The following is a 21103-nucleotide window of genomic DNA, read 5'->3' as shown; positions in this document are numbered from 1 at the left end:
GTGATACAGCCGGGCAATTTCCGGCCCCAGGATGCGATTGATGCCCCTCTCCAAGACACCCGGCCTTCCGACGAAAACGACGGCAGCGATGAGCGATCAGGCCATTGAAGCGATTGCCTCGGCGCTCCGTACGCTGGAGGCTGAAGCCAGCGGCGTCACCGCGCTGGCCGCCGCGCTGCAATCCGATCTCGGCCCGGCCTTCGTTGCCGCCGCCGACCTGATCCTCAAGGCTCGGGGCCGCCTGATCATCACCGGCCTCGGCAAGTCCGGCCATATCGGCCGCAAGATCGCCGCGACCTTCGCCTCGACGGGAACACCGGCTTTTTTCGTCCATGCCGCGGAAGCCAGCCATGGCGATCTCGGCATGATCACGCCCGACGATGTCATCATGGCCCTGTCGTGGTCCGGCGAGCAGCCGGAGATGAAGAACCTCATTACCTATGCCAAGCGCTTCAGGATCGGCGTGGTCGCGATCACCTCCGAGGCCACCTCGACGCTGGCCGAGGCCGCCGATGTCGCGCTGACGCTGCCGAAGGCGCGCGAGGCCTGTCCGCACAATCTCGCTCCCACGACCTCGTCGCTGATGATGCTGGCGATGGGCGATGCGCTGGCGATCGCGCTCCTGGAAGGGCGCGGCTTCACCTCGGTGGATTTCAGCGTGCTACATCCCGGCGGCAAGCTGGGTGCGATGCTGAAATACACCCGCGACCTCATGCATTCGGGCAACGCCGTGCCGCTGAAGCCGCTCGGCACCAAGATGTCTGATGCGCTGGTGGAAATGTCGTCGAAGGGTTTTGGCTGCGTCGGCATCACCGACGGCAACGGCCATGTGGTCGGCATCGTCACCGACGGCGATTTGCGTCGTCACATGCGCGCCGACCTGATGACCGTCTCGGTTGACGAGGTCATGACCAGGAATCCCAAGACCATCAGCCGCGACCTGCTCGCCGGCGAAGCGCTGGAAATCCTCAACTCGTCAAAGATCACCGCGCTGCTAGTGACGGATGCCAGAAAGCCCGTCGGCATCGTGCATCTGCATGATCTGCTGCGGGCGGGCGTGGCTTAACGCCGAGCTTGCCGCAATCGACGGACGGCATGGGTTCTCGCTGCACTCAACCCATTCTACCGCGCCGAGCGCTACGCCACATCCACCGTCAAACTCGCACCATCGGCCTTCACGATCTTCACCTTTGTCCCCGCGGCCGTATCAGGCCCGCTGACGCGCCAGACCGTGTCGTCGATGCGCACGATGCCCTCGCCGTCTATGATCGGCCGATCCAGCGTGCAGACGCGGCCCACCAGCGCATCGGAGCGCTTGTTGAGGAACGGGTTGGGATTGGCGCCGGGCTTCTGACGCGCAATCCGTCGCCACAGCGGCACGGCAGCGACGGCGAACACTCCGAACAGCAGCATCTGTACTTGCCAGGACGGCGTGACGACGAAGGACAGCACGCCAACGAGAAATGCGGACAACCCGAGCCAGAACATGAAGACGCCGGGCGCCAGCAGCTCCAGCGCCATCAGCAACACGCCGAAGATCAGCCAGTTCCAGCTACCCAAGGTGACGAACATATCGGCCATTGCGGAATTCCTAGCTGCGCGGCGGCGTTGTACCCGCCGGGGGCACCGATCCGCCGCGGCGTGCCGCAGCAGCCTGCGCCGAGGTCGAATTCTCGCCGAAGGTCGCCTTGGCAATCTCGCCGATACCGGCCAGCGAGCCCAGCATGCTCATGGCTTCCACCGGCAGCATGATGACCTTCTGGTTCGGCGATTCCGCGAGCTGTCCGAACGCCTTGATGTATTTGTCGGCGATAAAGTAGTTCAGCGCTGCGACGTCGCCCTTGGCAATGGCCTCCGAGACCATCTGCGTCGCACGCGCTTCGGCCTCTGCAGAACGCTCGCGGGCCTCTGCGTCACGGAACGCAGCCTCACGGCGACCTTCGGCCTGCAGGATCTGGCCCTGCTTGGCGCCTTCAGCACGCAAAATCTCCGACTGGCGCTGGCCCTCGGCCTGCAGAATGTCGGCGCGCTTGACGCGCTCGGCCTTCATCTGCCGGCCCATGGCTTCGACGAGGTCGGCCGGCGGGACGATATCCTTGATCTCGATGCGGTTGACCTTGAGGCCCCATGGGGAGACGGCGGCATCGACGACGCGCAGCAAACGCTCATTGATCTCGTCGCGATGCGACAGCACCTGGTCGAGATCCATTGAGCCCATCACCGAACGGATATTGGTCATGGTCAGCACGATGATCGCCTGATTGAGATCGGAGACCTCGTAGCTTGCCTTCGCCGCATCAAACACTTGATAGAACGCGACGCCGTCCACGGTCACGGTGGCGTTGTCCTTGGTGATCACTTCCTGCTCGGGAATGCTGATCACCTGCTCCATCATGTTCATCTTGCGACCGACGCGATCGAAATACGGGATGATGAGGTTGAGTCCCGGTGACAGCGTGCGCGTGAACTTGCCGAAGCGCTCGATGGTCCAGTCGTAGCCCTGCGGCACGGTCTTCACGCCGGCAAACAGCGTGAAAATGATCAGCAGCACAACGGTGATGGCGAAAATGTCGTAACCGGACATCAAAGTCTCCCTGCGGCAAAATGGACGCGCAACACATGGCGCCTCATCGTTTTGTCGGCATGGAGGATTTTAAGGTTCGAAATCGGGAAAAGCGAGAGCGCGCCGGAACGATGCCCGGAAGCTCTCTAAATCAGGCCGTCAAATCCAGCCCTGCAGCTCGCGCAGTACCAGCTGGCGGATCGTGTCCATGCCCTCGTCGCTGTCATTGAGACAGGGGATCGCAGAGAACTGCTCGCCACCATTGTGCATGAAGATCTCGCAATTCTCCTGGGCGATTTCCTCCAGCGTCTCCAGGCAATCGGCCGAGAAGCCTGGCATTACGACGGCAATGCGACGCACGCCGTCCTTGGCGAGCTGCTCGATGGTCTTGTCGGTATAGGGTTGCAACCATGCGTCGAAGCCGAAACGCGACTGGAACGTCAGCAGCAGCTTCGGTGCGTCCGGTCCGAGCCGCTTGCGCAGCGCTTCGGTCGTGGCCACGCACTGCGCCTGATAGGGATCGCCCTTGTCGATATATTTCTGCGGCATGCCGTGGAACGAGGCCACGATCATTTCCGGCACGAATGACAGCGTCGCCAAGTGCTTCTCGATCGAGATCGCCAGCGCGCCGATATAATCCGGCTCGTCATAATAAGGCGGCGTGACACGTAGCGTCGGCTGCGCACGCATGGTGCCGAGCACGCGGAACACTTCGTCGCAGACGGTCGCAGAGGTCGCCGCCGAATATTGCGGATAGAGCGGCACCACCAGAATCCGGTCGCAGCCCTTTGCGGTGAGTTCAGCGATGCGCGAGCGAATGGACGGATTGCCGTAGCGCATCGCCCAGTCCACCACGAGATGGGTATGGCTATCGAGCGACGCCGCAAGTTTGTCGGACTGCGCGCGGGTGATCGTCTTCAACGGAGACTCGTTTTTCTCCGTGTTCCAGATCTTGAGATAGTCCTTGGCTTTGCGGCGCGGCCGCGTGGTCAGGATGATGCCGTTGAGGATCAGCTTCCACAGCAAGCCCTGGTTCTCGATCACGCGCGGATCGGACAGGAACTCGCGAAGATAGACCCGCACACCGCGGGTATCCGCGGTATCGGGAGTTCCCAGATTGACCAGCAGAACGCCGACGCGCTCCGGCGTCTCCGCGACGGAGGTCGGTGGCTGCTCAAGGGAAACGACATTTGTCATGATGCCGGTTGCTTCGCGCTTTGGCTGGACCTTGTCAATACGATGGACTGTCCATGAGGGGCAGGACAGCGATCAGAAACAGGTGACGCGTTCAGCCGCGACATAGCCCAGCAGCAGGCCGACGCCGAACAGCATCACCAGCGCCGCAGCACCGAATTCGATCCCGCGCATCACGAGCGCACCGCTGCCGTCGCGGCCGCCGGCCAGACGACCGGCGAGGCCCTTGGCGGAGACGGCGATGACCGCAATGGTGGCCACGGTTATTGCGGTTCCCAGGCCCATGATGAAGGTGGCGGCGATGCCGGCCCAGAACATGCCCTGCGCCAGCGCAAACACCAGCACCAGGATCGCGCCGGAACATGGGCGAATGCCTACGGTAAACACCGCCGACAATCCGCGCGCCCAGCCGCCGGGACCGGCGAGTTGATCGGGCGTCGGGCCGTGGGAATGGCCGCAATGTTCGTCATGGACGTGACCATGATCATGGTGGGTATGATCGTGATGCGCATGCGCTGAGGCCGTCGCCTCGGCATGCGCCGCATGGGCATGAGTATGCGCGTGGCCATGATGGTGATCGTGGTGACGGTCATGCCCATCATCGTGCGCATGCGCGGACGCGCTGGCATGCGCCATTGCGAGTAGCGGCCCGGCAGCCGGCAGCGACGGCCGCAAGGCACGAACAAAGCCGCGCCCCTTGCTCCAGACCAGCCGTGCGCCAAAGGCCGCGATCAGGCCGTAGCTGGCGATCTCCACCCAGCGTTCGGTGCTGCACATGGTCTTGGCCGTGACATTCAGCAGCCATGCGCCGATGCCGACGATCAGCACCGCGACGAGCGCCTGCATCAGCGCCGAGACGAAGGAAAGCGCGATGCCGCGTCTGGCGGTCTCTTCATTGGCAACCAGATAGGACGAGATCACTGCCTTGCCGTGGCCCGGGCCGGCAGCGTGAAAAATGCCATAGGCGAACGAGATCGCCAGCAGCGTCCACACGGCGCTGCCGTCGGACTTTGCGGCGCGAATGGTCGAGGACATCGCCCGATAGAATTCGGATTGCTTGGTGAGCAGCCAGCCGATGATGCCGCCGACCTGCGAGTCCGGCACGCCCTTCGGCGCACCGAACGGATTCTGCGCCAACACGTCATGCAGCGCGCCATCGGCGACCACCGACATGGCTGCCAGCACACCGCAAGCCAGCAGCAGGCGGCAAATCGTCATTTTCCGGCACATCATGGGCAATCGACCGTGATCTTGTTGGCGAACATGGCGCCGTAATTACTGTTCTCGCCATTCATGAAGGTGTCTTCATTCATGGTCTGCGCCTTGGCTGCACCATCGCTCGGGCGCTGGATCGCCATGGTGCAGGTGGCGGGCGCGCCGGCCAGCTTGATGGGGTCTTTCTTCTCCAGACCGAAATCGACGAAGAAGCTCGGATCGAAGATCTCCAGCTCCATCTTTTTAGCCTTGAACGGAGTCTTGAACGGCAGCGTAAAGTGCAGCACCAGCGCCGCGTCGCGTTTCTCCAGATAGTAGTCGACGGGATCGTTGAAGCGCTGCTTCTTGCCCTCCACCTTGGCGAAGGTGAAGAAGGCAAATTCCTTCAGCGACTCCACATTGGTCTGGGCCAGCGGCGCCAGCTCCTCGCGCGTATAGACGCCCTTGGTCTTGCTCTCGATGCCCTGCAGCGCATAGGTTGAGAACATGTCATCGAACACCCAGGCGTGGCGCACGCCGGTGATGGTGCCGTCCGGCGCGTAGAGCAGCTCGCTCGATGCGGTGACGAAGACGTGGGGATGAGCAGAGGCAGCGGTGATGCCGCCGGCCAGCGCAGCCAGGATCGCGATCAGCCCCAAAAAGCGGTTCATCAGAAGTATCACCTCACGCCGCCTCAGGCTCTTCCAGCAATCCGCGCCGCCGCAGCAGCGCATCCGGCGCCGGGGCACGCCCGCGGAACGCGATATAGGCGGCTTCCGGATCGACAGAGCCACCCGACGAATAGATGTCGTCATGCAGCCGCCTGGCCACCGCAGGATCGAAGATGTTGCCGGCCTCCTCGAAGGCGCCGAAGGCGTCGGCATCCATCACTTCCGACCACATGTAGCTGTAGTAGCCGGAGGCATAATGATCCCCAGAGAAGATATGGCCGAACTGGGTCGGGCGATGTCGCAATGCGATTTCCTCGGGCATGCCGATCTTCTCCAGCTCCTTCTTCTCGAAGGCAGCCACGTCAGCGCTCGCCGAAGCAGGCTGAGTATGGAATTCCAGATCGATCAGCGCCGAGGAAACGAACTCCACCGTGGCAAAGCCCTGGTTGAACTTGCGGGCGGCTATGAAGCGCTTGAGCAGATCGTCCGGCAGCGGCTCGCCGGTCTGGTAGTGCCTGGCGAAGGTCTGCAGCACCTGCGGCTGCTCCTGCCAGTGTTCATAGAGCTGCGACGGCAGCTCGACGAAGTCGGTGAATACCGAGGTGCCCGACAGTGAAGGATAGGTGACGTTGGAGAGCATGCCGTGCAGGCCATGGCCAAACTCATGGAACAGCGTCCGCGCATCGTCCGGCGACAGCAATGACGGCTGGCCGTCGGTGCCCTTGGCGAAATTGCAGATGTTCAGCACCAGCGGCGCCACGTCGCCATCGAGCTTCTGCTGGTCGCGCAGCGAGGTCATCCAGGCGCCGGAACGCTTCGACGGCCGCGCGAAATAGTCGCCGTAGAAGATCGCCTTGAGCGCACCCGAGGCATCCTTGACCTCCCAGACGCGCACATCCGGATGCCAGACCGGGATATCCTTGCGCTCCGCAAAAGTGATGCCGAACAGCCGCGTTGCGGTGTCGAACTGCGCGGCAATCATGTTGTCGAGGGTCAAATACGGCTTGATCGCCGCATCATCGAAATTGGCGCGGCGCTGGCGCAGTTTCTCGGCGTAGTAACGCCAGTCCCAGGCGGCGAGCTTGAAGTTGCCACCCTCTTCCGCGATCAGCTCTTGCAAGGCGTCGCGGTCGGCGAGCGCGCGTGCGCGTGCCGGCTTCCAGACGCGCTCCAGGAGCCCGCGCACGGCCTCCGGCGTCTTCGCCATGGAATCCTCGAGGCGATAGGCCGCGAAGGTCGGGAAGCCCAGGATCTTCGCCGTCTCCTCGCGCAGCTTCAGGATTTCAACGATGGTGTCGTTGTTGTCATTGGCATTGCCGTTGTTGCCGCGCTGGATGAAGGCCTTGTACGCCTTCTCGCGCAGGTCGCGCCGCGCCGAGCTCTTCAGGAACGGCTCCATCGAGGACCGCGACGTAGTGATGATCGCCTTACCGGTCATGCCGCGCTCGTCCGCCGACGCCCTGGCCGAGGCAACGAAGCTCTCGGCAAGCCCATCGAGATCACCTTCGCCCAGCTCCATGAACCACTCCTGCTCGTCGCCGAGCAGGTGATGGCTGAAAGTGGTGCCGAGATGCGCCAGCCGCTCGTTGATCTCGGCCATCCGGGCCTTGGCGTCCTCGTCGAGGCCGGCGCCGGAGCGATGGAAGCGGGTATAGGTCCGCTCCAGGAGGCGCATCTGCTCGGTGGTGAGGCCGAGTTCGGCACGCCTGTCGTGCAGCGCCACGATGCGGCCGAACAGCACGGCATTCATCATGATCGGATTCCAGTGGCGCGCCATCCGCGACGACACATCCTTGTCGATCTCCAGAATCGCCGGATTCGAATGCGCCGACACCAGATCGTAGAACACCGAGGCGACCCGCGAGAGCAGCTTGCCGGAACGCTCCAGCGCCGTGATCGTATTGGCGAAGTCCGGCACGGCCGGATCGTTCACTATCGCCGCGATTTCCGCTGAATGGTCGAAAAACGCCTGTTCGAAGGCCGGCATGAAGTGTTCGGGCTTGATCTCGTCGAAGGGCGGGGTCTCGAACGGTGTCTGCCATGCCTTCAACAAAGGATTCGCCTTCAGAAGCGGATTTTCGAGACCTTTCGACGCAACCGGCGAGACCGACGTTCCTGACATAAGAAATCCTGCTTTGAAGCCCAGAGAATGCGTCGATCTATACCACGCGATAGGGCTTTTTTGGGCCCTTTAGTGCTTGCCGCAGCAGGCTTTTTCGGAGAGATTGCGGCCCGAAACAGGACCTTGAGATTATGACCACCTCCACCGCCCCCCGCCGCATCTACTGGCCCAACGTCATCACCGTCATCTCGGCGGCGATCCTGATCGGCGCGGAAGTGTTCGGCGCCGCCTTTGCAGGCGGCTGGGCGCTGTCGATCCTGTTCGGCCTCTCCACCACTGGCGAGCACATCCTGCAGGTCTGCCTGTTCCTGGGCGGCGTCGCCATCATGGTGGCTTTCCTGCGCACTGCGCAACGCGTCGAGCCGTTCACCCGCCGCGGCTGAGCGCTGCGCACGCAACTGCTCCACTTTCCGGCTGTCTCACCTCAACTGTCATCGCCCTGCCACGCGCGCCGTTACGAGCTTGAACCAGGCGTCCCGGTCCGGCACGGTTCGCGATTCGTCGCTGACGACAGCGCTTGTTGGATTCTCCGCTTTCGCGGTGGACGACAAGGAGAGCGAGATGACAGCAGGACGAGAGGACGACGACAGAGCCATGACGCTGGTGTAGTTCAACGCTCCGCGCCAGCTTCAGACAGCTCCAATTCCTTAACCGAACTTAACATCCGTTCATGTTGAGCGCGCTGGGTGCGTCTCGTTTGCAACGCCGCAAGAAGGTGTTGAATAAAATGCCCTGCAGCCTAAAAAAAATGTTGCGTAGCAGGGTCAAAGAACCTATTTCCGGTCTTGCCCAATTTCGCACGTGCCTGTGGTCGTGTGTCAGTCGGTAGGTATCCGGACAAGAGGCCGGACAGCCGCCAAGGGATGAAGAAGCCGAGGGTCGTTCGCGGAGTTTTGCGAAAGGCCAGCATCTCTCTCCAGAGATGCCGTTGAAGGTGACTTTGTTCTTTGCAACCGTGACTGGCAGCCGGAGGCGAACCGGCGCACCTCGTTCTCAACGGGGGACGCGACTTAAAGCAACGACGGATCGGGCTTTTTTGGTCTCTGCTGGCTTTCCAACAGCCAGCGCGAATACCGAAGAGGCTTGTCCTTCATTGCCAGGTGTGCGGTAGGGTCACCCCAACCAATCCACGGCAGCACTTACGGTCGGTACTTTTGGCTTTGTCACGCCTCCATCGCGTGTCCGGGTCCGAAAGCGCTGAGCCGTCATCATTTTTTGAACGTGTTCCCGAGTCGGGCCGTTTGGGAGAGTGCTATGACCGAACGTATTCAGGAATTCCTCCGCGCCCGCCGCAACGAGGGCACCGATGTCGAGCCGTGTCTCGTCGTCGATCTCGAAGTCGTGCGCGACAACTTCCAGAGCTTTGCGAAGGCTTTGCCCGACAGCCGCGTGTTCTACGCGGTGAAGGCAAACCCGGCGCCGGAAGTGCTGTCGCTGCTGGCCTCGATGGGCTCGTGCTTCGACTGCGCATCGGTGCAGGAAATCCAGATGGCGCTCGCCGCGGGCGCCACCCCGGACCGCGTCTCGTTCGGCAACACCATCAAGAAGGAGCGCGACATCGCGCGCGCCCACGCGCTGGGCATTGGCCTGTTCTCGGTCGATTGCGCCGCCGAGGTCGAGAAGATCGCGCGCGCCGCTCCCGGCGCCCGCGTGTTCTGCCGCATCCTCTACGATTGCGCCGGCGCCGAGTGGCCGCTGTCGCGCAAGTTCGGCTGCGATCCGGAAATGGCTGTCGACGTGCTGGACCTCGCCAAGCGTCTTGGCCTGGAGCCCTATGGCATTTCGTTCCATGTCGGCTCGCAGCAGCGCAAGGTGAAAGCATGGGACCGTGCGCTGGCGATGGCCTCGTCGGTGTTCCGTGATTGCGCCGAGCGCGGGATCAACCTCTCCATGGTCAACATGGGCGGTGGCTTCCCGACCAAGTACCTCAAGGAAGTCCCGGCGATCGTGCAGTACGGCCGTTCGATCTTCCGCGCACTGCGCAAGCATTTCGGTAACGCGATTCCGGAGACCATCATCGAGCCAGGTCGCGGCATGGTCGGCAATGCCGGCATCATCGAAGCCGAAGTCGTTCTGATCTCGAAGAAGAGCGACGAGGACGAGGTGCGCTGGGTGTATCTGGACATCGGCAAGTTCGGCGGTCTCGCCGAGACCATGGACGAGTCGATCCGCTACGCCATCAAGACGCCGCATGACGGCGCCGAGATGACGCCCTGCGTGCTCGCTGGCCCGACCTGCGATTCGGCCGACGTGATGTATGAGAAGCTGCCATATCCGCTGCCCGTGACTCTCGAGATCGGCGACAAGCTGCTGATCGAAGGCACCGGCGCCTATACGTCGACCTACTCGGCAGTGGCATTCAACGGCTTCCCGCCGCTGCGCACCTTCCATATCTGAGCGTTGCATATCTGAGCTCGCTTACTATATCCGGACCCTGCCCCGGATATGACTAATCGGAGAGCCGGCCCGCCGGCTCTCATCCCGTCACCTTCCAATTCTGGATGACAACACTCCGTGTGAAAAACGGAGTGGGGACCGACATGCCATGACCGATCTGCACGAGACCGCCACTAACAACACTGTTGCCCTGCCCATCGCAGCCCCTTCGTACGAGATCCGTGCGGAACGTGGCTCCGACGTCGCCGCCCGTGAATCTCTGCTGGATGTGTGCTTCGGCGCTTCGCGCCATGCCCGCACCTGCCAGCGACTGCGTGACGGACGACTGCCCGCTGAAGGACTTGCCTTCTCGGTGGTGCATCAGGGCCGGCTGGTCGGCACGATCAGGCTTTGGCACGTCGATGCCGGGGGCCGAGCCGCTTTGATGCTCGGCCCCCTGGCGGTCGATCCGGGAGTCCGCGACCTTGGCCTTGGCGCCGCGTTGATGAATCACGCGATCGCCGAGGCCTCGGCGCGCGGCCATGGCGCTATCATCCTGCTCGGTGATGCGCCCTATTATGCCCGCTTCGGCTTCATGCCCGACAACATGACCGCGCTTGCGCTGCCCGGCCCATTTGAAAAGGACCGTCTGCTCGGCCTTGAGCTACGCGCGGGCGCTCTCGATGGCGCTAACGGTGTGATCATGGCGACCGGCAAGACCTTATCCGCGAAACCGGCCGGAGCAGCCGCAGTCAACGCGGCACACGCAGCCTGATCTGATCATCGACAAGGCCGCCCGCGCGGCTTTGTTTGACCGGGAGACATTCACGATGACCCGCCGCCTGATTTCCACCGGATCGCCATTCGAGAAGACGGCCGGCTATAGCCGCGCGGTGGTCGATGGCGACTTCGTGTTCGTCGCCGGCACAACCGGCTACGACTACACCACGATGACGCTGCCCGCCGATATCACCGCGCAGGCACAGAACTGCTTCAAGACCATCGGCGCGACCCTGACCGAAGCCGGCTTCGCCATGGCCGATATCGTGCGCGCAACCTACTACATCACCGACGCCCGGGACGCCGACGCCGTGTTCGCCGTCTGCGGCGAACATCTCGGCGAGATCAGACCCGTCGCCACGCTCCTCGTGGTCGCCGGGCTCTACAAACCCGAAATGAAGATCGAAATCGAAGTCACCGCGAAGCGCCGCAACTGATCGTCAGGCACGCATCACGCATCCCCGCCGGGCGTTCCAGCATACCGTGCTGCACTATCGCCGGTTGACTTTCACCGCAGGATACATAGGTTTCGCTCATCATGACGAACCTGCCCCGCAACCGCTTACTGCTCCGCGCCGGTCACCTTCAAGCAGGAATGTGACCCGGGCGCACGCGTGCGTGCCGTCCGGGCTTGTTCGATTTCAGCATCCTCATCATTTTTGCATGCTCGGGCGCTTTGCGCGCCGGGCGTCATTTGGCTGTGAAACCCATGATTCATTCCCTTCGCACTGAGCTGCCGCCCATCACACTCCGCCGCAGCGACCGTGAGCGTCTCGGTGTGCTGGCCGAGGCCGCTGCAGAGAAGTACCCTGTGACCGCCGACTTTCTGGCCGGCGAGATTGAGCGCGCGACGATTGTGCCGGACGCAGACCCGTTGCCGGGGATCGTCGGCATGGAGTCCGACGTGACATTCCGCGACGATATCAGCGGGCAGGAAAAGCATGTCACACTGGTCTATCCGACTGCGGCTGACGTCGACGCCGGCCGAATTTCGGTATTGACCCCGATCGGAGCCGCGCTTATCGGCCTTTCTGCAGGGCAGTCCATCACATTCGAGACGCCCTCGGGGGAACCGCGTTCGCTGACCGTGCTCGAGGTCAGCGCACGGATTTGAGCGTAAGATAATACTGACATCGAGATTTCGGCCCCAAGATTCATTCGCGGGATTCATTCCGATGTCACATCGTCACTGTCCATTCTCAACCGCGCGCGAAGCAGCGCGTCCATCTCGATCCCTGTCCGGAGTGTCTCACTAATGCCGTCATCCCCCCCCTCGCAAATCTATGCGAAAATCACCGGCCCCATCGTGATGGTCGGCTTCGGCTCCATCGGCAAAGGCACGCTGCCGCTGATCGAACGGCATCTCGACTACGACAAGTCGCGCATCACCGTGCTCGATCCCAAGGACGAGGGCCGCAAGGCGCATTGCGAGAAGCACAATGTCCGCTTCATCCAGCAGGGACTGACCAAGGAGAACTATCGCGAGCTGCTGACGCCGCTGCTCACAGAGGGCGGTGGCCAGGGCTTCTGCGTCAACCTGTCGGTCGATACGGGCTCGAAGGACATCATGGAGCTCTGCAACGAACTCGGCGCGCTCTACATCGACACGGTCAACGAGCCCTGGCTCGGCTTCTATTTCGACTCGTCGAAGGGCGCGGCCGCACGCTCCAACTACGCTTTGCGCGAGGCAACGCTGGCCGCCAAGAAGGCGCGTAAACCCGGCTCGACCACGGCCGTTTCCTGCTGCGGTGCCAATCCCGGCATGGTCTCCTTCTTCGTCAAGCAGGCGCTGCTGAATGTCGCCGCTGACATGCAGCTCAACGCTCCCGAGCCCAAGACCAGGGCGGAATGGGCGGACCTGATGCGGCAGACCGGCGTCAAGGGCATCCACATCGCCGAGCGCGACACGCAGCGTTCCAAGAAGCCGAAAGAGCCGGACGTGTTCGTCAACACCTGGTCGGTCGAGGGCTTCCTGTCGGAAGGCGTGCAGCCGTCCGAGCTCGGCTGGGGCACCCATGAAAAATGGATGCCGGCGAACGCCCACACCCACGAGACCGGCTGCGGTGCGGCGATCTACCTGATGCAGCCCGGCGCCAACACGCGCGTGCACACCTGGTGCCCGACGCGCGGCGCGCAATACGGCTTCCTCGTCACTCATAACGAGTCGATCTCGATCTCCGATTATTTCACGGTGCGCGACGCATCGGGCACGGCGGTGTACCGGCCAACCTGCCACTATGCCTACCATCCGGCGGATGATGCCGTGCTCTCGCTGCACGAAATGTTCGGCCGCGCGGCGAAGATGCAGGTAAAGCACCACATCCTTGAAGAGGACGAAATCGTCGACGGCATCGACGAACTCGGCGTCCTCCTTTATGGCCACGGCAAGAATGCCTACTGGTTCGGCTCGCAGCTCTCCATCGAAGAGACACGTGAACTCGCGCCCTATCAGAACGCCACCGCCCTGCAGGTAACCTCCGCCGTGCTCGGCGGCATGGTCTGGGCGCTGGAAAACCCGACCGAAGGCATCGTCGAGGCCGACGAGATGGATTTCCATCGCCTGCTGGAAATCCAGGGGCCCTATCTCGGCCCGGTGAAGGGCTATTACACCGACTGGACCCCGCTGGAAGGCCGCCCGGGCCTATTCCCGGAAGACCTCGACACGTCGGATCCGTGGCAGTTCAAGAACGTGCTGGTGCGGTAATTAGCACTCAGCCCTCATCCTGAGGAGAAAAGGCGGCTGCATCTTCGCAGCCGCCTTTTTCGTCTCGAAGGATAGCAGCAGGCGGCGGCGTTTTGGGGTTCGAGACGGCGCCAGAAAAGGCGCTTCCTCACGATGAGGGCCTGGCTGTCGCGCATTCGCCGTATTTTCCTCAGCCTGCGCCTCTCATCCTAAGGAGCCGCGCCCTTGCGCGGCGTCTCGAAGGATGGCCGCAAACTGCGACACCGTGGCCTCATGGTTCGAGACGGCGCTGAAGAAGCGCCTCCTCACCATGAGGGTCTGGCGGCAGTGCGTGTGAAAGCAGTCGTCGTCACTTCGCCAAATAATCAAACGCCACTTCGCCCAGCCCCAGCGTCAGGTCGCACTTGAAGTGCAGTGCTGACACGATTTCCTTCACCGGCAGCCGCGCCACATCCGCGAGTGCATGCGGAAACAGGCCGAGCGCGGCGGGGCCGGTCCAGGCTTCCTTCAAATTGATCTCTTCCAGGTGATAGCGCACCAGTTCGCAGATCCGGGGCGTGCCATCCACATGCGGGATGATTTTCAGAATAAAATTCGGCACCTTGAGCGCATGCATCACCGTGTCATGATCCACCGGGCGGTGCTTGTAGCCCATGGTGCCTGACGCGCAGAGCACCGAACCGTAATGCAGCGTGCCGACCAATACGTCGCTCTCCACGACGATCTTCGGCGTCGCGCGCTTCTTCGGAAAACCCCAGAGCTCGCGGCCGCCAGCAATCGGCGCATCGTCGTCGAGATACATGGAGTGGATGTAAACTCCCTCGACGCCATTGAGGCGAACCGGGATCGCCTGCCCGGTTTCGGTGTAATCGCCGAAGCCGGTTGAATCCGGCATGCGGATGAATTCGTATTTGACGATATTATCGACGATTTCCAGGGGCTCCGGCACCACAGCCTGCAGCGCTTCCATATCGGTGCGATAGCTGATGATGAAATATTCGCGGTCGTAGAAGCGATATGGGCCGGGCGGAAACGACGGATTGGTCAGCGGCATCGAATAGGCGTTGCGTCGGACGTCTTCGAGCTTCATCTGCATTCCCCTGTGGTCTCGTTGCCAGGGAGTATGGGCGCGGCATGTGAAATGAGCGAGACCAGATTGCGGGCAACGTCAACAAACAGCGTCCTCCTCCTGAGGAGCGCGCTCTTCGCGCGCATCTCGAAGGATGGCGGCGCATCGGGCGAATCCAGCCTCAGGTTCGAGACGGCGCAAACGCGCCCTCACCATGAGGGACTTCTGCAACAACCCGGAAAGCTCAGCTATTTCGTCGGGATCGGCGGGGCGACCTTCTCGGCCGGAGCCGGCGGCAAGGCGGGCTTCGCACCCGAATCCTGCGCTTCCGCGTCGGGATGCGCCGGCTGCGGCGGGGTAGCCTGCGGGCGCTGGCCCGTGGTTGCGGGCTCCGGCGGTACAGATGGCTTGCTTTCGGCGCCGGGCGTGGATTGCAACGGCGGTGTCGCCTGCACCATCATCTGGCGATGCGTGGGGGCAAGCTGCACCACCGCGGCGGCGGACAGCGCCAGACCGCCCACAACCATCATACCCGCGATCAACATATCTTTTCGAAATACACGCGGCTTCTTGGTCGGGGTCATCGGATCCACCCTGAAATTGTTCGGGGGACCAACGGGAGCCCTGCCACAAAGGTTCCCTCGCCAGAATGCGCTAGTCTTTGGTGCTGACGTCCCACGTGGCGTTGCGGACGCCCGGATACGTTTCGAGCCGGGCCATGACGGCATCCAGCTCCTTGGGATCGACCGCGGTCGAGACCAGCGTTGCCACGACCTCCTGCTGGGTCTCGCTCAATTCGACAACGTCGACATCGCCGACCGGATATTTCGCCGCTTCCAGCGCGTCCTGCAGCCGCTCGCGCATATCGGAGACAACCTCGGGCGAAACCGTTAGCCTCACATAGTAAGTCACTTCCGACGACTTCGCGTCGAGCGGAGCCCGGTTGATCGCATTGACCAGCGGCCGCAGCAGCGTATTGCCGGCGAGCACGAAGATCGTGAGTGCGGCCGCCTGCGCGATCATATCCGCACCGGCGCAGGACCCCACCGCAGCCGAACTCCACAGTGTGGCCGCCGTGTTGAGCCCGCGGACATTGGTGCCTTCCTTCATGATGACACCGGCGCCGAGGAAGCCGATGCCCGACACCACATAGGCAATCACACGCACCGCGCCGTCCGCACCGGCGAGCTGCATCGCCAGATCGACGAAGGCGGCCGCGCCCACCGCCACCAGCACATTGGTGCGCAGGCCGGCCGTGCGTTGGCGATATTGCCGCTCAGCACCGATCAGCGTGCCGAGCACAAAGGCCGTGGCCAGGCTGAGCAGCGTGTCCAGGAAGTCGTAGGTCTGGAATGTCGCCAAAAATCGCATGATACCTGCATGCGTACAGGAAGTGACGGGCGGATGACAATGTGGATTGGAACGACCAACCAAGCCAGCCCCTCATGGTGAGGAGGCGCTTCTTCAGCGCCGTCTCGAACCATGAGGCCGAGGTTACTCAGCCTGAGCCTGCGGCCATCCTTCGAGACGGCGCAAGGGCGCCTCCTCAGGATGAGGTCTGAGGATCAGAGCTCCAGCAGCCCGGCATCGCCGTCCTGGTCCGCAAAGGCCAGTAGCGTACCCTTGGCGTTCCAGCCCAGGGCGGTCACCGGCTGCCCCTTGTTGGCACGCACCAGGATTTCCGCGCCGTCGGTTATCCGCACCATCAAAATGGTGCCGTCGCTGTAACCGGCGGCCAAAATATCCTGCTTGGGATGGCAGGCGACCATGGTGACCTTGGCCTTGAGCGGCGCCAGCATGGCCGGCTCCTTGCCCATCGGGCCATCCTTGCTGGCAAACGGCCAGATGATGACCGTATCGGCGCCCGAGGTCGCCAGACCCTTGCCGCCGGCGCTCCAGGAAATCGAGCGCACGCGTGCCGGATAACCGGTCATGCGCATGTGCTTGCCGTCAACGAGACGCCAGCCATGCAACGCCGGCTCATGCATCGCGGTGACCAGAAACTTGTTGTCAGGGCTGAACGTCACACCGAGATGCGAACCGGCCCATTCCAGCACTTCGGCATTGCCGGCCATGTTGGGAAACCACAGGGTCACGCCGTTGTAGTGGGCGATTGCAAGCCGCAGGCCCTTGGGCGCGAATGCGAGGCCGCCGACGGTCGATGGCACCTCGAAGGATTTCACCTCGCCCTTCGGCGCCTGCACGAAAGCCGTCTTGCCCGCCGACCACGCCACCGCGCCGTCGGGATGCAGCGCAACGCTGTCGATCCAGCGCCGCTTGGCGTCGGTCGCGAAGGTCGAGACCGCGCCGTCGCGATCGAGCACGACGACCTTGCCGTCGTCACAGCCCATCACGATGCGCTTGCCATCCGAGGTCGAGCACAGGATGCCGCCGAACGCGACCTCGACCGGCGACATGGCGCCTGCCGGATCGACCAGCGTGACTTTTTCCTCGACACCGACGAAGGCCGCCTTGTCGCCGAGGAAATGCACTGATGTGACCGACGCACCGATGGCCACCGGCAACACGCGGTCGGTGACCGAGACGATGGATTCCTGCTCCTGCAGTGGATTGAAGTCGGACATCAGGACGGGATGCAGCGTTCGAAGCCGTCGCGGATCAGCTGTTCGGGCAGATCGCGACCGATGAAGACGAGACGGCTTTCGCGCTTCTCGCCATCCTTCCACGGCCGCTGATGATCGCCTTCCAGCATCATGTGGACGCCCTGGAACACGTAGCGATCGTCATCGCCTGAGAAAGACAGGATGCCCTTGGAGCGCAGGATCTTGCCGCCCTCCTTGGCCATCAGGTCCTGCAGCCACGGCATGAAGGTCGAGGCATCGAGCGCCTTGTCGGTGCGCAGCGACATCGAGTGCATGTCCTCGTCGTGATAGTGCTTGAGCCCGCCATGACCGTGATCATGGTGATGATGGCCGTGATCGTGATCATGGCCGTGATGATCGTGACCGTCGCCCGCCTCGAGGAAGTCCGGCTCGATCTCGAGAATGCGATCGAGATCGAAGGCACCGCGCTCCAGCACGTCGGACAGCTTGACCTGCGCACGCTCGGTCTTGTGCAGCTTGGCATAGGGATTGATCGCGCGGATGCGCGCCTCGACTTCGGCCAGTTCAGGCTTCGACACAAGATCGATCTTGTTCAGCACGATGACGTCGGCGAAGGCGATCTGGTTCTTGGCTTCCGGCGCATCCTTGAGACGGTCGCTCAACCACTTGGCATCGGCCACGGTCACCACCGCGTCGAGCCGCGCATGGGCCTGCACGTCCTCGTCGACGAAGAAGGTCTGCGCCACCGGGGCCGGATCAGCGAGACCCGTGGTCTCGACGATGATGGCGTCGAACTTGCCCTTGCGCTTCATCAGGCCGTCGAGAATGCGGACTAGGTCGCCGCGCACGGTGCAGCAGACGCAGCCGTTGTTCATCTCGAACACCTCTTCGTCCGCGCCGATGATGAGATCGTTGTCGATGCCGATCTCGCCGAATTCGTTGACGATCACGGCGTATTTCTTGCCGTGATTTTCCGACAGGATGCGGTTGAGCAGCGTGGTCTTGCCGGCGCCGAGATAGCCGGTCAGCACGGTCACAGGAATTTTGTTGGCAGTCGCTTCAGACATGATCACTCCGGCGGGGTCTTGTGCAGCGCCGGCAGCAGGGGTGCCCCTGCGCTAACTGGTCAGCGCGCTCGTCAGCGCCTTTATATTGTGCCTGACCATATCAATGTAAGTGGGTGCATCGCCGTTTTCGGCCGTCAGACTGTCCGAAAACAGCGTTCCGCCGATTTTTGCCCCGGTCTCGGCAGCGATCCGGCGCATCAGCCGCGGATCGGCGATATTTTCCAGAAAAACAGCCGGAATTTTCGAGAGCTTGAGCTGGGTGATGATGACCGCGATATCCTTCGCGCTAGGCTCGGAATCCGTCGAAACGCCCTGCGGCGCAATAAATTCGATGCCATAGGCCGCCGCGAAATAGCCGAAGGCGTCATGGGTCGAGATCACCTTGCGGTGGGCCGCGGGAATAGTGGCGACAGCGGCCTTCACGTCATTGTCAAGGGCCGTCAGCTTCACGAGATAGGTCTCGGCATTCGCCTTGTAGATGTCGGCCCCGGCCGGATCGGCCTTGGCCAGCGCATCACGAATGTTTGCGACGTAGACTTTGGCATTGGCCACCGACTGCCAGGCATGGGGGTCTTCGTGCGAGTCGAGCTTGCGCGGTGCGATGCCCTGGGTTGCGGTGACCACCGTCGCCTTGCCGCCGGAGGACTTCACCAGCCGCGGCAGCCAGCCTTCAAAGCCGAAGCCATTGACCACCACGAGCTTCGCATCGGCAATCTTTTTCGCGTCACGCGGCGTCGGCGTGTAGACATGCGCATCGCCATTCGGACCGACCAGGGTCGTGACAGCGACTCGCTCGCCGCCGATATTGCGCACGAAGTCACCCAGGATGGAGAAACTGGCGACCACATCGATCCTGTCCTGTGCACGCGCCGGAAGGATCGCAATGATCAGCGACGTCACGGCGCAAAGGAGCAAAACGCAAGATTTCCGCATGACTGACACAGCTACGCCTCAAGATGCCGGCCGGGGAACAACTGCCGCACCAAGCCACTGACATTGCCGAACAAAACCGAAAAGACATAGAGCACCGCGGCGACCAGAATGATCGCGGGGCCGGACGGCACCTTGGTCTGGAATGACAGCACCAGACCGAAGTAACCGGAGATCATCGCACTCGCGACGGAGATCATCATCATCCCCGTGATATCGCGCGACCAGAACCGCGCGATGCCCGCCGGAAGGATCATCAGCCCCACCGCGAGCAGCGTGCCGAGGGCGTGAAAGCCGTTGACGAGATTGACGACGACCAGCGCGAGAAACGCCAGATGCGCGGGTGCACCGGCGCGCGAGACCGTGCGCAGAAACACCGGATCGACGCATTCGATCACCAGCGGACGATAGATCACCGCCATCACCACCAGCGTGATGGTCGCATTGAAGGCGATCACCAGCAGCGTCTGATCGTCGAGCGCGAGGATATTGCCGAACAGCACATGCAGCAGATCGATATTCGTGCCGCGCATCGAAACGATGGCGACGCCCACCGCCAGCGAGACGAGATAGAACGCCGCCAGCGACGCATCCTCCTTGATAACCGTCACGCGCGACACGAGACCAGCGAGCAGTGCGACGGAAAAGCCTGCAATCAGGCCACCAAACGTCATCGCAAACAGATTGAGTCCGGAGAACAGGAAGCCGATTGCAGCGCCCGGCAAGATCGCATGCGCCATGGCATCACCGACAAGGCTCATCCGCCGCAGCATCAGGAACACGCCGATCGGCGCGCCGCCCAATGCAAGCGCGACCACACCGGCCAGTGCACGACGCATGAATTCAAATTCGAGGAAAGGCGCGATCAGCGCATCGTAAAGCATAGCGATCAGGCCGCGCGCGACTGTGCGGGATCGACAACGCAGGTGCCCGCGCCGTCGTCGAAGGCCTCGCACATGCGCCGGGCTTCGAGCAGATTATCCGATGTCAGCACCTGTTGGGTTGGACCCCAGGCCACGGAGCCGCGGGCGAGCAGCAGCGTTTCCGGAAAATGCGCGCGCACCATGTCCATATCGTGCAGCGCCGCCAGCACTGAGCGCTTTTCGGCATGCCAGTGGCGCACCAGCGCAATCAGGTCCGCCGATGTCTTGGTGTCAATCGCATTGAACGGTTCGTCGAGCACGATCACCCGCGCATCCTGCAGCAGCACGCGCGCGAACAGCATGCGCTGCATCTGGCCGCCGGACAGCGTGCCGATATTGCGGTTCTCGAATCCATTGAGGCCGACAGAGGCGAGCGCCTGTCCGATTTGTTCACGCGCCTTCTTGCCGAGGCCGCCGAATATGCCCGTCGTGCGCCACAGGCCTGTACCGACGAAATCGAACACCGAGATAGGGAATGTGCGGTCGATATCGACGCTCTGCGGCAGGTAGGCGATCTCGCGCGGCTTCAGCCCGCCAAGCGTGATCGCGCCCGTCAGCGGCTTCAGAATGCCGACGATGCCGCGAAACAGCGTCGACTTGCCGGCGCCGTTCGGCCCGACCACCGCCAGCAGACTGCCGGCGGCGATCTCGCCATTGAGATGATGCACCGCCGGATGCCGGTCATAGCCCAGCGTGACGTTGCGAAATGACAGCTGCGCGCTCATGACGGCCTCATTGCCAGCAGAACCACCGCCCAGAGCGCTGCGGAGACCGCCAGTGCGGCGCCGAGCCGTGCCGGCAATGTCATGCGCAGGATCGACCAGGGCGCTGGCTGGGCCGGATGCGGGCTTGCCGGGCCGTGGCTGTGGGTATGACCATGGCCTTGCGCGTGACCATGAGAGTGGTCGTGACCGTGGGAATGGGAATGCGCCATGAAATCGGGCCTGGCCAATGGAAATCCGGCGCC

At 62.6% G+C, this 21103-nt stretch carries 22 protein-coding genes; 7 read left to right on the top strand and 15 right to left on the bottom strand.

Features of this window, described 5'->3' with window-relative positions; translation table 11 throughout:
• Positions 1-88 precede the first annotated feature (88 nt).
• Positions 89-1066: a KpsF/GutQ family sugar-phosphate isomerase gene (locus AC1RLZ_RS24140; RefSeq protein ID WP_493190703.1), complete on the top strand. Its 978-nt coding sequence runs from the start codon at positions 89-91 to the stop codon at positions 1064-1066.
• A 71-nt stretch (positions 1067-1137) separates the two neighbouring features.
• On the opposite strand, the gene AC1RLZ_RS24135 is transcribed toward AC1RLZ_RS24140, so the two are convergent.
• The 6 genes from AC1RLZ_RS24135 to AC1RLZ_RS24110 all read right to left on the bottom strand — a co-directional run bounded on the left by AC1RLZ_RS24135 (position 1138) and on the right by AC1RLZ_RS24110 (position 7744).
• The gene (locus tag AC1RLZ_RS24135; protein ID WP_493190666.1) at positions 1138-1581 is read right to left on the bottom strand and encodes an NfeD family protein; all 444 of its coding nucleotides are present in this window, start codon (positions 1579-1581) and stop codon (positions 1138-1140) included.
• A 10-nt stretch (positions 1582-1591) separates the two neighbouring features.
• On the bottom strand, positions 1592-2584 hold the full coding sequence (locus AC1RLZ_RS24130; RefSeq protein WP_371420151.1) for an SPFH domain-containing protein: 993 nt from the start codon (positions 2582-2584) through the stop codon (positions 1592-1594).
• Between the two features lie 138 nt (positions 2585-2722).
• Positions 2723-3760, bottom strand: a complete 1038-nt coding sequence (gene hemH / locus AC1RLZ_RS24125) for a ferrochelatase (protein WP_371420152.1) — start codon at positions 3758-3760, stop codon at positions 2723-2725.
• 72 nt (positions 3761-3832) lie between these two features.
• On the bottom strand, positions 3833-4975 hold the full coding sequence (locus AC1RLZ_RS24120) for a nickel/cobalt transporter (protein ID WP_493190665.1): 1143 nt from the start codon (positions 4973-4975) through the stop codon (positions 3833-3835).
• A gap of 11 nt (positions 4976-4986) precedes the next feature.
• Positions 4987-5622, bottom strand: a complete 636-nt coding sequence (locus tag AC1RLZ_RS24115) for a DUF1007 family protein (protein WP_493190664.1) — start codon at positions 5620-5622, stop codon at positions 4987-4989.
• Between the two features lie 13 nt (positions 5623-5635).
• On the bottom strand, positions 5636-7744 hold the full coding sequence (locus AC1RLZ_RS24110) for a M3 family metallopeptidase (RefSeq protein ID WP_493190663.1): 2109 nt from the start codon (positions 7742-7744) through the stop codon (positions 5636-5638).
• Between the two features lie 131 nt (positions 7745-7875).
• Here AC1RLZ_RS24110 and AC1RLZ_RS24105 point away from each other — a divergent pair, with 131 nt between their 5' ends.
• The 6 genes from AC1RLZ_RS24105 to AC1RLZ_RS24080 all read left to right on the top strand — a co-directional run bounded on the left by AC1RLZ_RS24105 (position 7876) and on the right by AC1RLZ_RS24080 (position 13604).
• A complete protein-coding gene (locus AC1RLZ_RS24105; protein WP_493190662.1) occupies positions 7876-8127 on the top strand; it encodes a hypothetical protein in 252 nt (83 codons plus the stop codon).
• A gap of 871 nt (positions 8128-8998) precedes the next feature.
• Positions 8999-10141: a type III PLP-dependent enzyme gene (locus AC1RLZ_RS24100; protein WP_493190661.1), complete on the top strand. Its 1143-nt coding sequence runs from the start codon at positions 8999-9001 to the stop codon at positions 10139-10141.
• 148 nt (positions 10142-10289) lie between these two features.
• Positions 10290-10895 carry a GNAT family N-acetyltransferase gene (locus AC1RLZ_RS24095; RefSeq protein WP_493190660.1) on the top strand — a complete coding sequence of 202 codons (606 nt, stop codon included), beginning with the start codon at positions 10290-10292 and terminating at the stop codon, positions 10893-10895.
• A 55-nt stretch (positions 10896-10950) separates the two neighbouring features.
• A complete protein-coding gene (locus AC1RLZ_RS24090; protein ID WP_493190659.1) occupies positions 10951-11337 on the top strand; it encodes a RidA family protein in 387 nt (128 codons plus the stop codon).
• Between the two features lie 272 nt (positions 11338-11609).
• Entirely contained in the window at positions 11610-12014 is a 405-nt protein-coding gene (rnk, locus tag AC1RLZ_RS24085; protein WP_371420212.1) for a nucleoside diphosphate kinase regulator, read from the top strand.
• Positions 12015-12155: 141 nt separating this feature from the next.
• Entirely contained in the window at positions 12156-13604 is a 1449-nt protein-coding gene (locus tag AC1RLZ_RS24080; protein WP_493190658.1) for a homospermidine synthase, read from the top strand.
• Between the two features lie 328 nt (positions 13605-13932).
• Here the strand turns inward: AC1RLZ_RS24080 and AC1RLZ_RS24075 are convergent, their stop codons facing one another.
• From AC1RLZ_RS24075 to AC1RLZ_RS24035, 9 genes are all read right to left on the bottom strand, one after another.
• A complete protein-coding gene (locus AC1RLZ_RS24075; protein ID WP_493190657.1) occupies positions 13933-14673 on the bottom strand; it encodes an acetoacetate decarboxylase in 741 nt (246 codons plus the stop codon).
• Positions 14674-14900: 227 nt separating this feature from the next.
• Complete coding sequence (locus tag AC1RLZ_RS24070; protein WP_493190656.1) at positions 14901-15236, bottom strand: hypothetical protein; 336 nt, start codon at positions 15234-15236, stop codon at positions 14901-14903.
• Between the two features lie 70 nt (positions 15237-15306).
• Complete coding sequence (locus AC1RLZ_RS24065) at positions 15307-16023, bottom strand: MgtC/SapB family protein (protein WP_493190655.1); 717 nt, start codon at positions 16021-16023, stop codon at positions 15307-15309.
• Between the two features lie 194 nt (positions 16024-16217).
• Entirely contained in the window at positions 16218-17237 is a 1020-nt protein-coding gene (locus AC1RLZ_RS24060; RefSeq protein WP_493190654.1) for a WD40 repeat domain-containing protein, read from the bottom strand.
• Positions 17237-18283: a CobW family GTP-binding protein gene (locus AC1RLZ_RS24055; RefSeq protein ID WP_493190653.1), complete on the bottom strand. Its 1047-nt coding sequence runs from the start codon at positions 18281-18283 to the stop codon at positions 17237-17239. Before AC1RLZ_RS24055 ends, AC1RLZ_RS24060 begins: the two co-directional genes overlap by 1 nt.
• Before the next feature lie 51 nt (positions 18284-18334).
• A complete protein-coding gene (locus AC1RLZ_RS24050) occupies positions 18335-19216 on the bottom strand; it encodes a metal ABC transporter substrate-binding protein (RefSeq protein WP_493190652.1) in 882 nt (293 codons plus the stop codon).
• Positions 19217-19227: 11 nt separating this feature from the next.
• Complete coding sequence (locus tag AC1RLZ_RS24045) at positions 19228-20097, bottom strand: metal ABC transporter permease (protein ID WP_493190651.1); 870 nt, start codon at positions 20095-20097, stop codon at positions 19228-19230.
• Between the two features lie 5 nt (positions 20098-20102).
• Positions 20103-20861 (bottom strand): metal ABC transporter ATP-binding protein, encoded by a 759-nt coding sequence (locus AC1RLZ_RS24040; protein WP_493190650.1) that lies wholly within the window; start codon positions 20859-20861, stop codon positions 20103-20105.
• Entirely contained in the window at positions 20858-21070 is a 213-nt protein-coding gene (locus AC1RLZ_RS24035; protein WP_371420213.1) for a hypothetical protein, read from the bottom strand. The genes AC1RLZ_RS24040 and AC1RLZ_RS24035 overlap by 4 nt, the downstream gene beginning before the upstream one ends.
• Between the last annotated feature and the right edge of the window lie 33 nt (positions 21071-21103).

It is taken from the genome of Tardiphaga sp. GW822-FHT04G09 (assembly GCF_058800725.1).
This window is presented reverse-complemented; position numbering and strand designations above follow the sequence as displayed.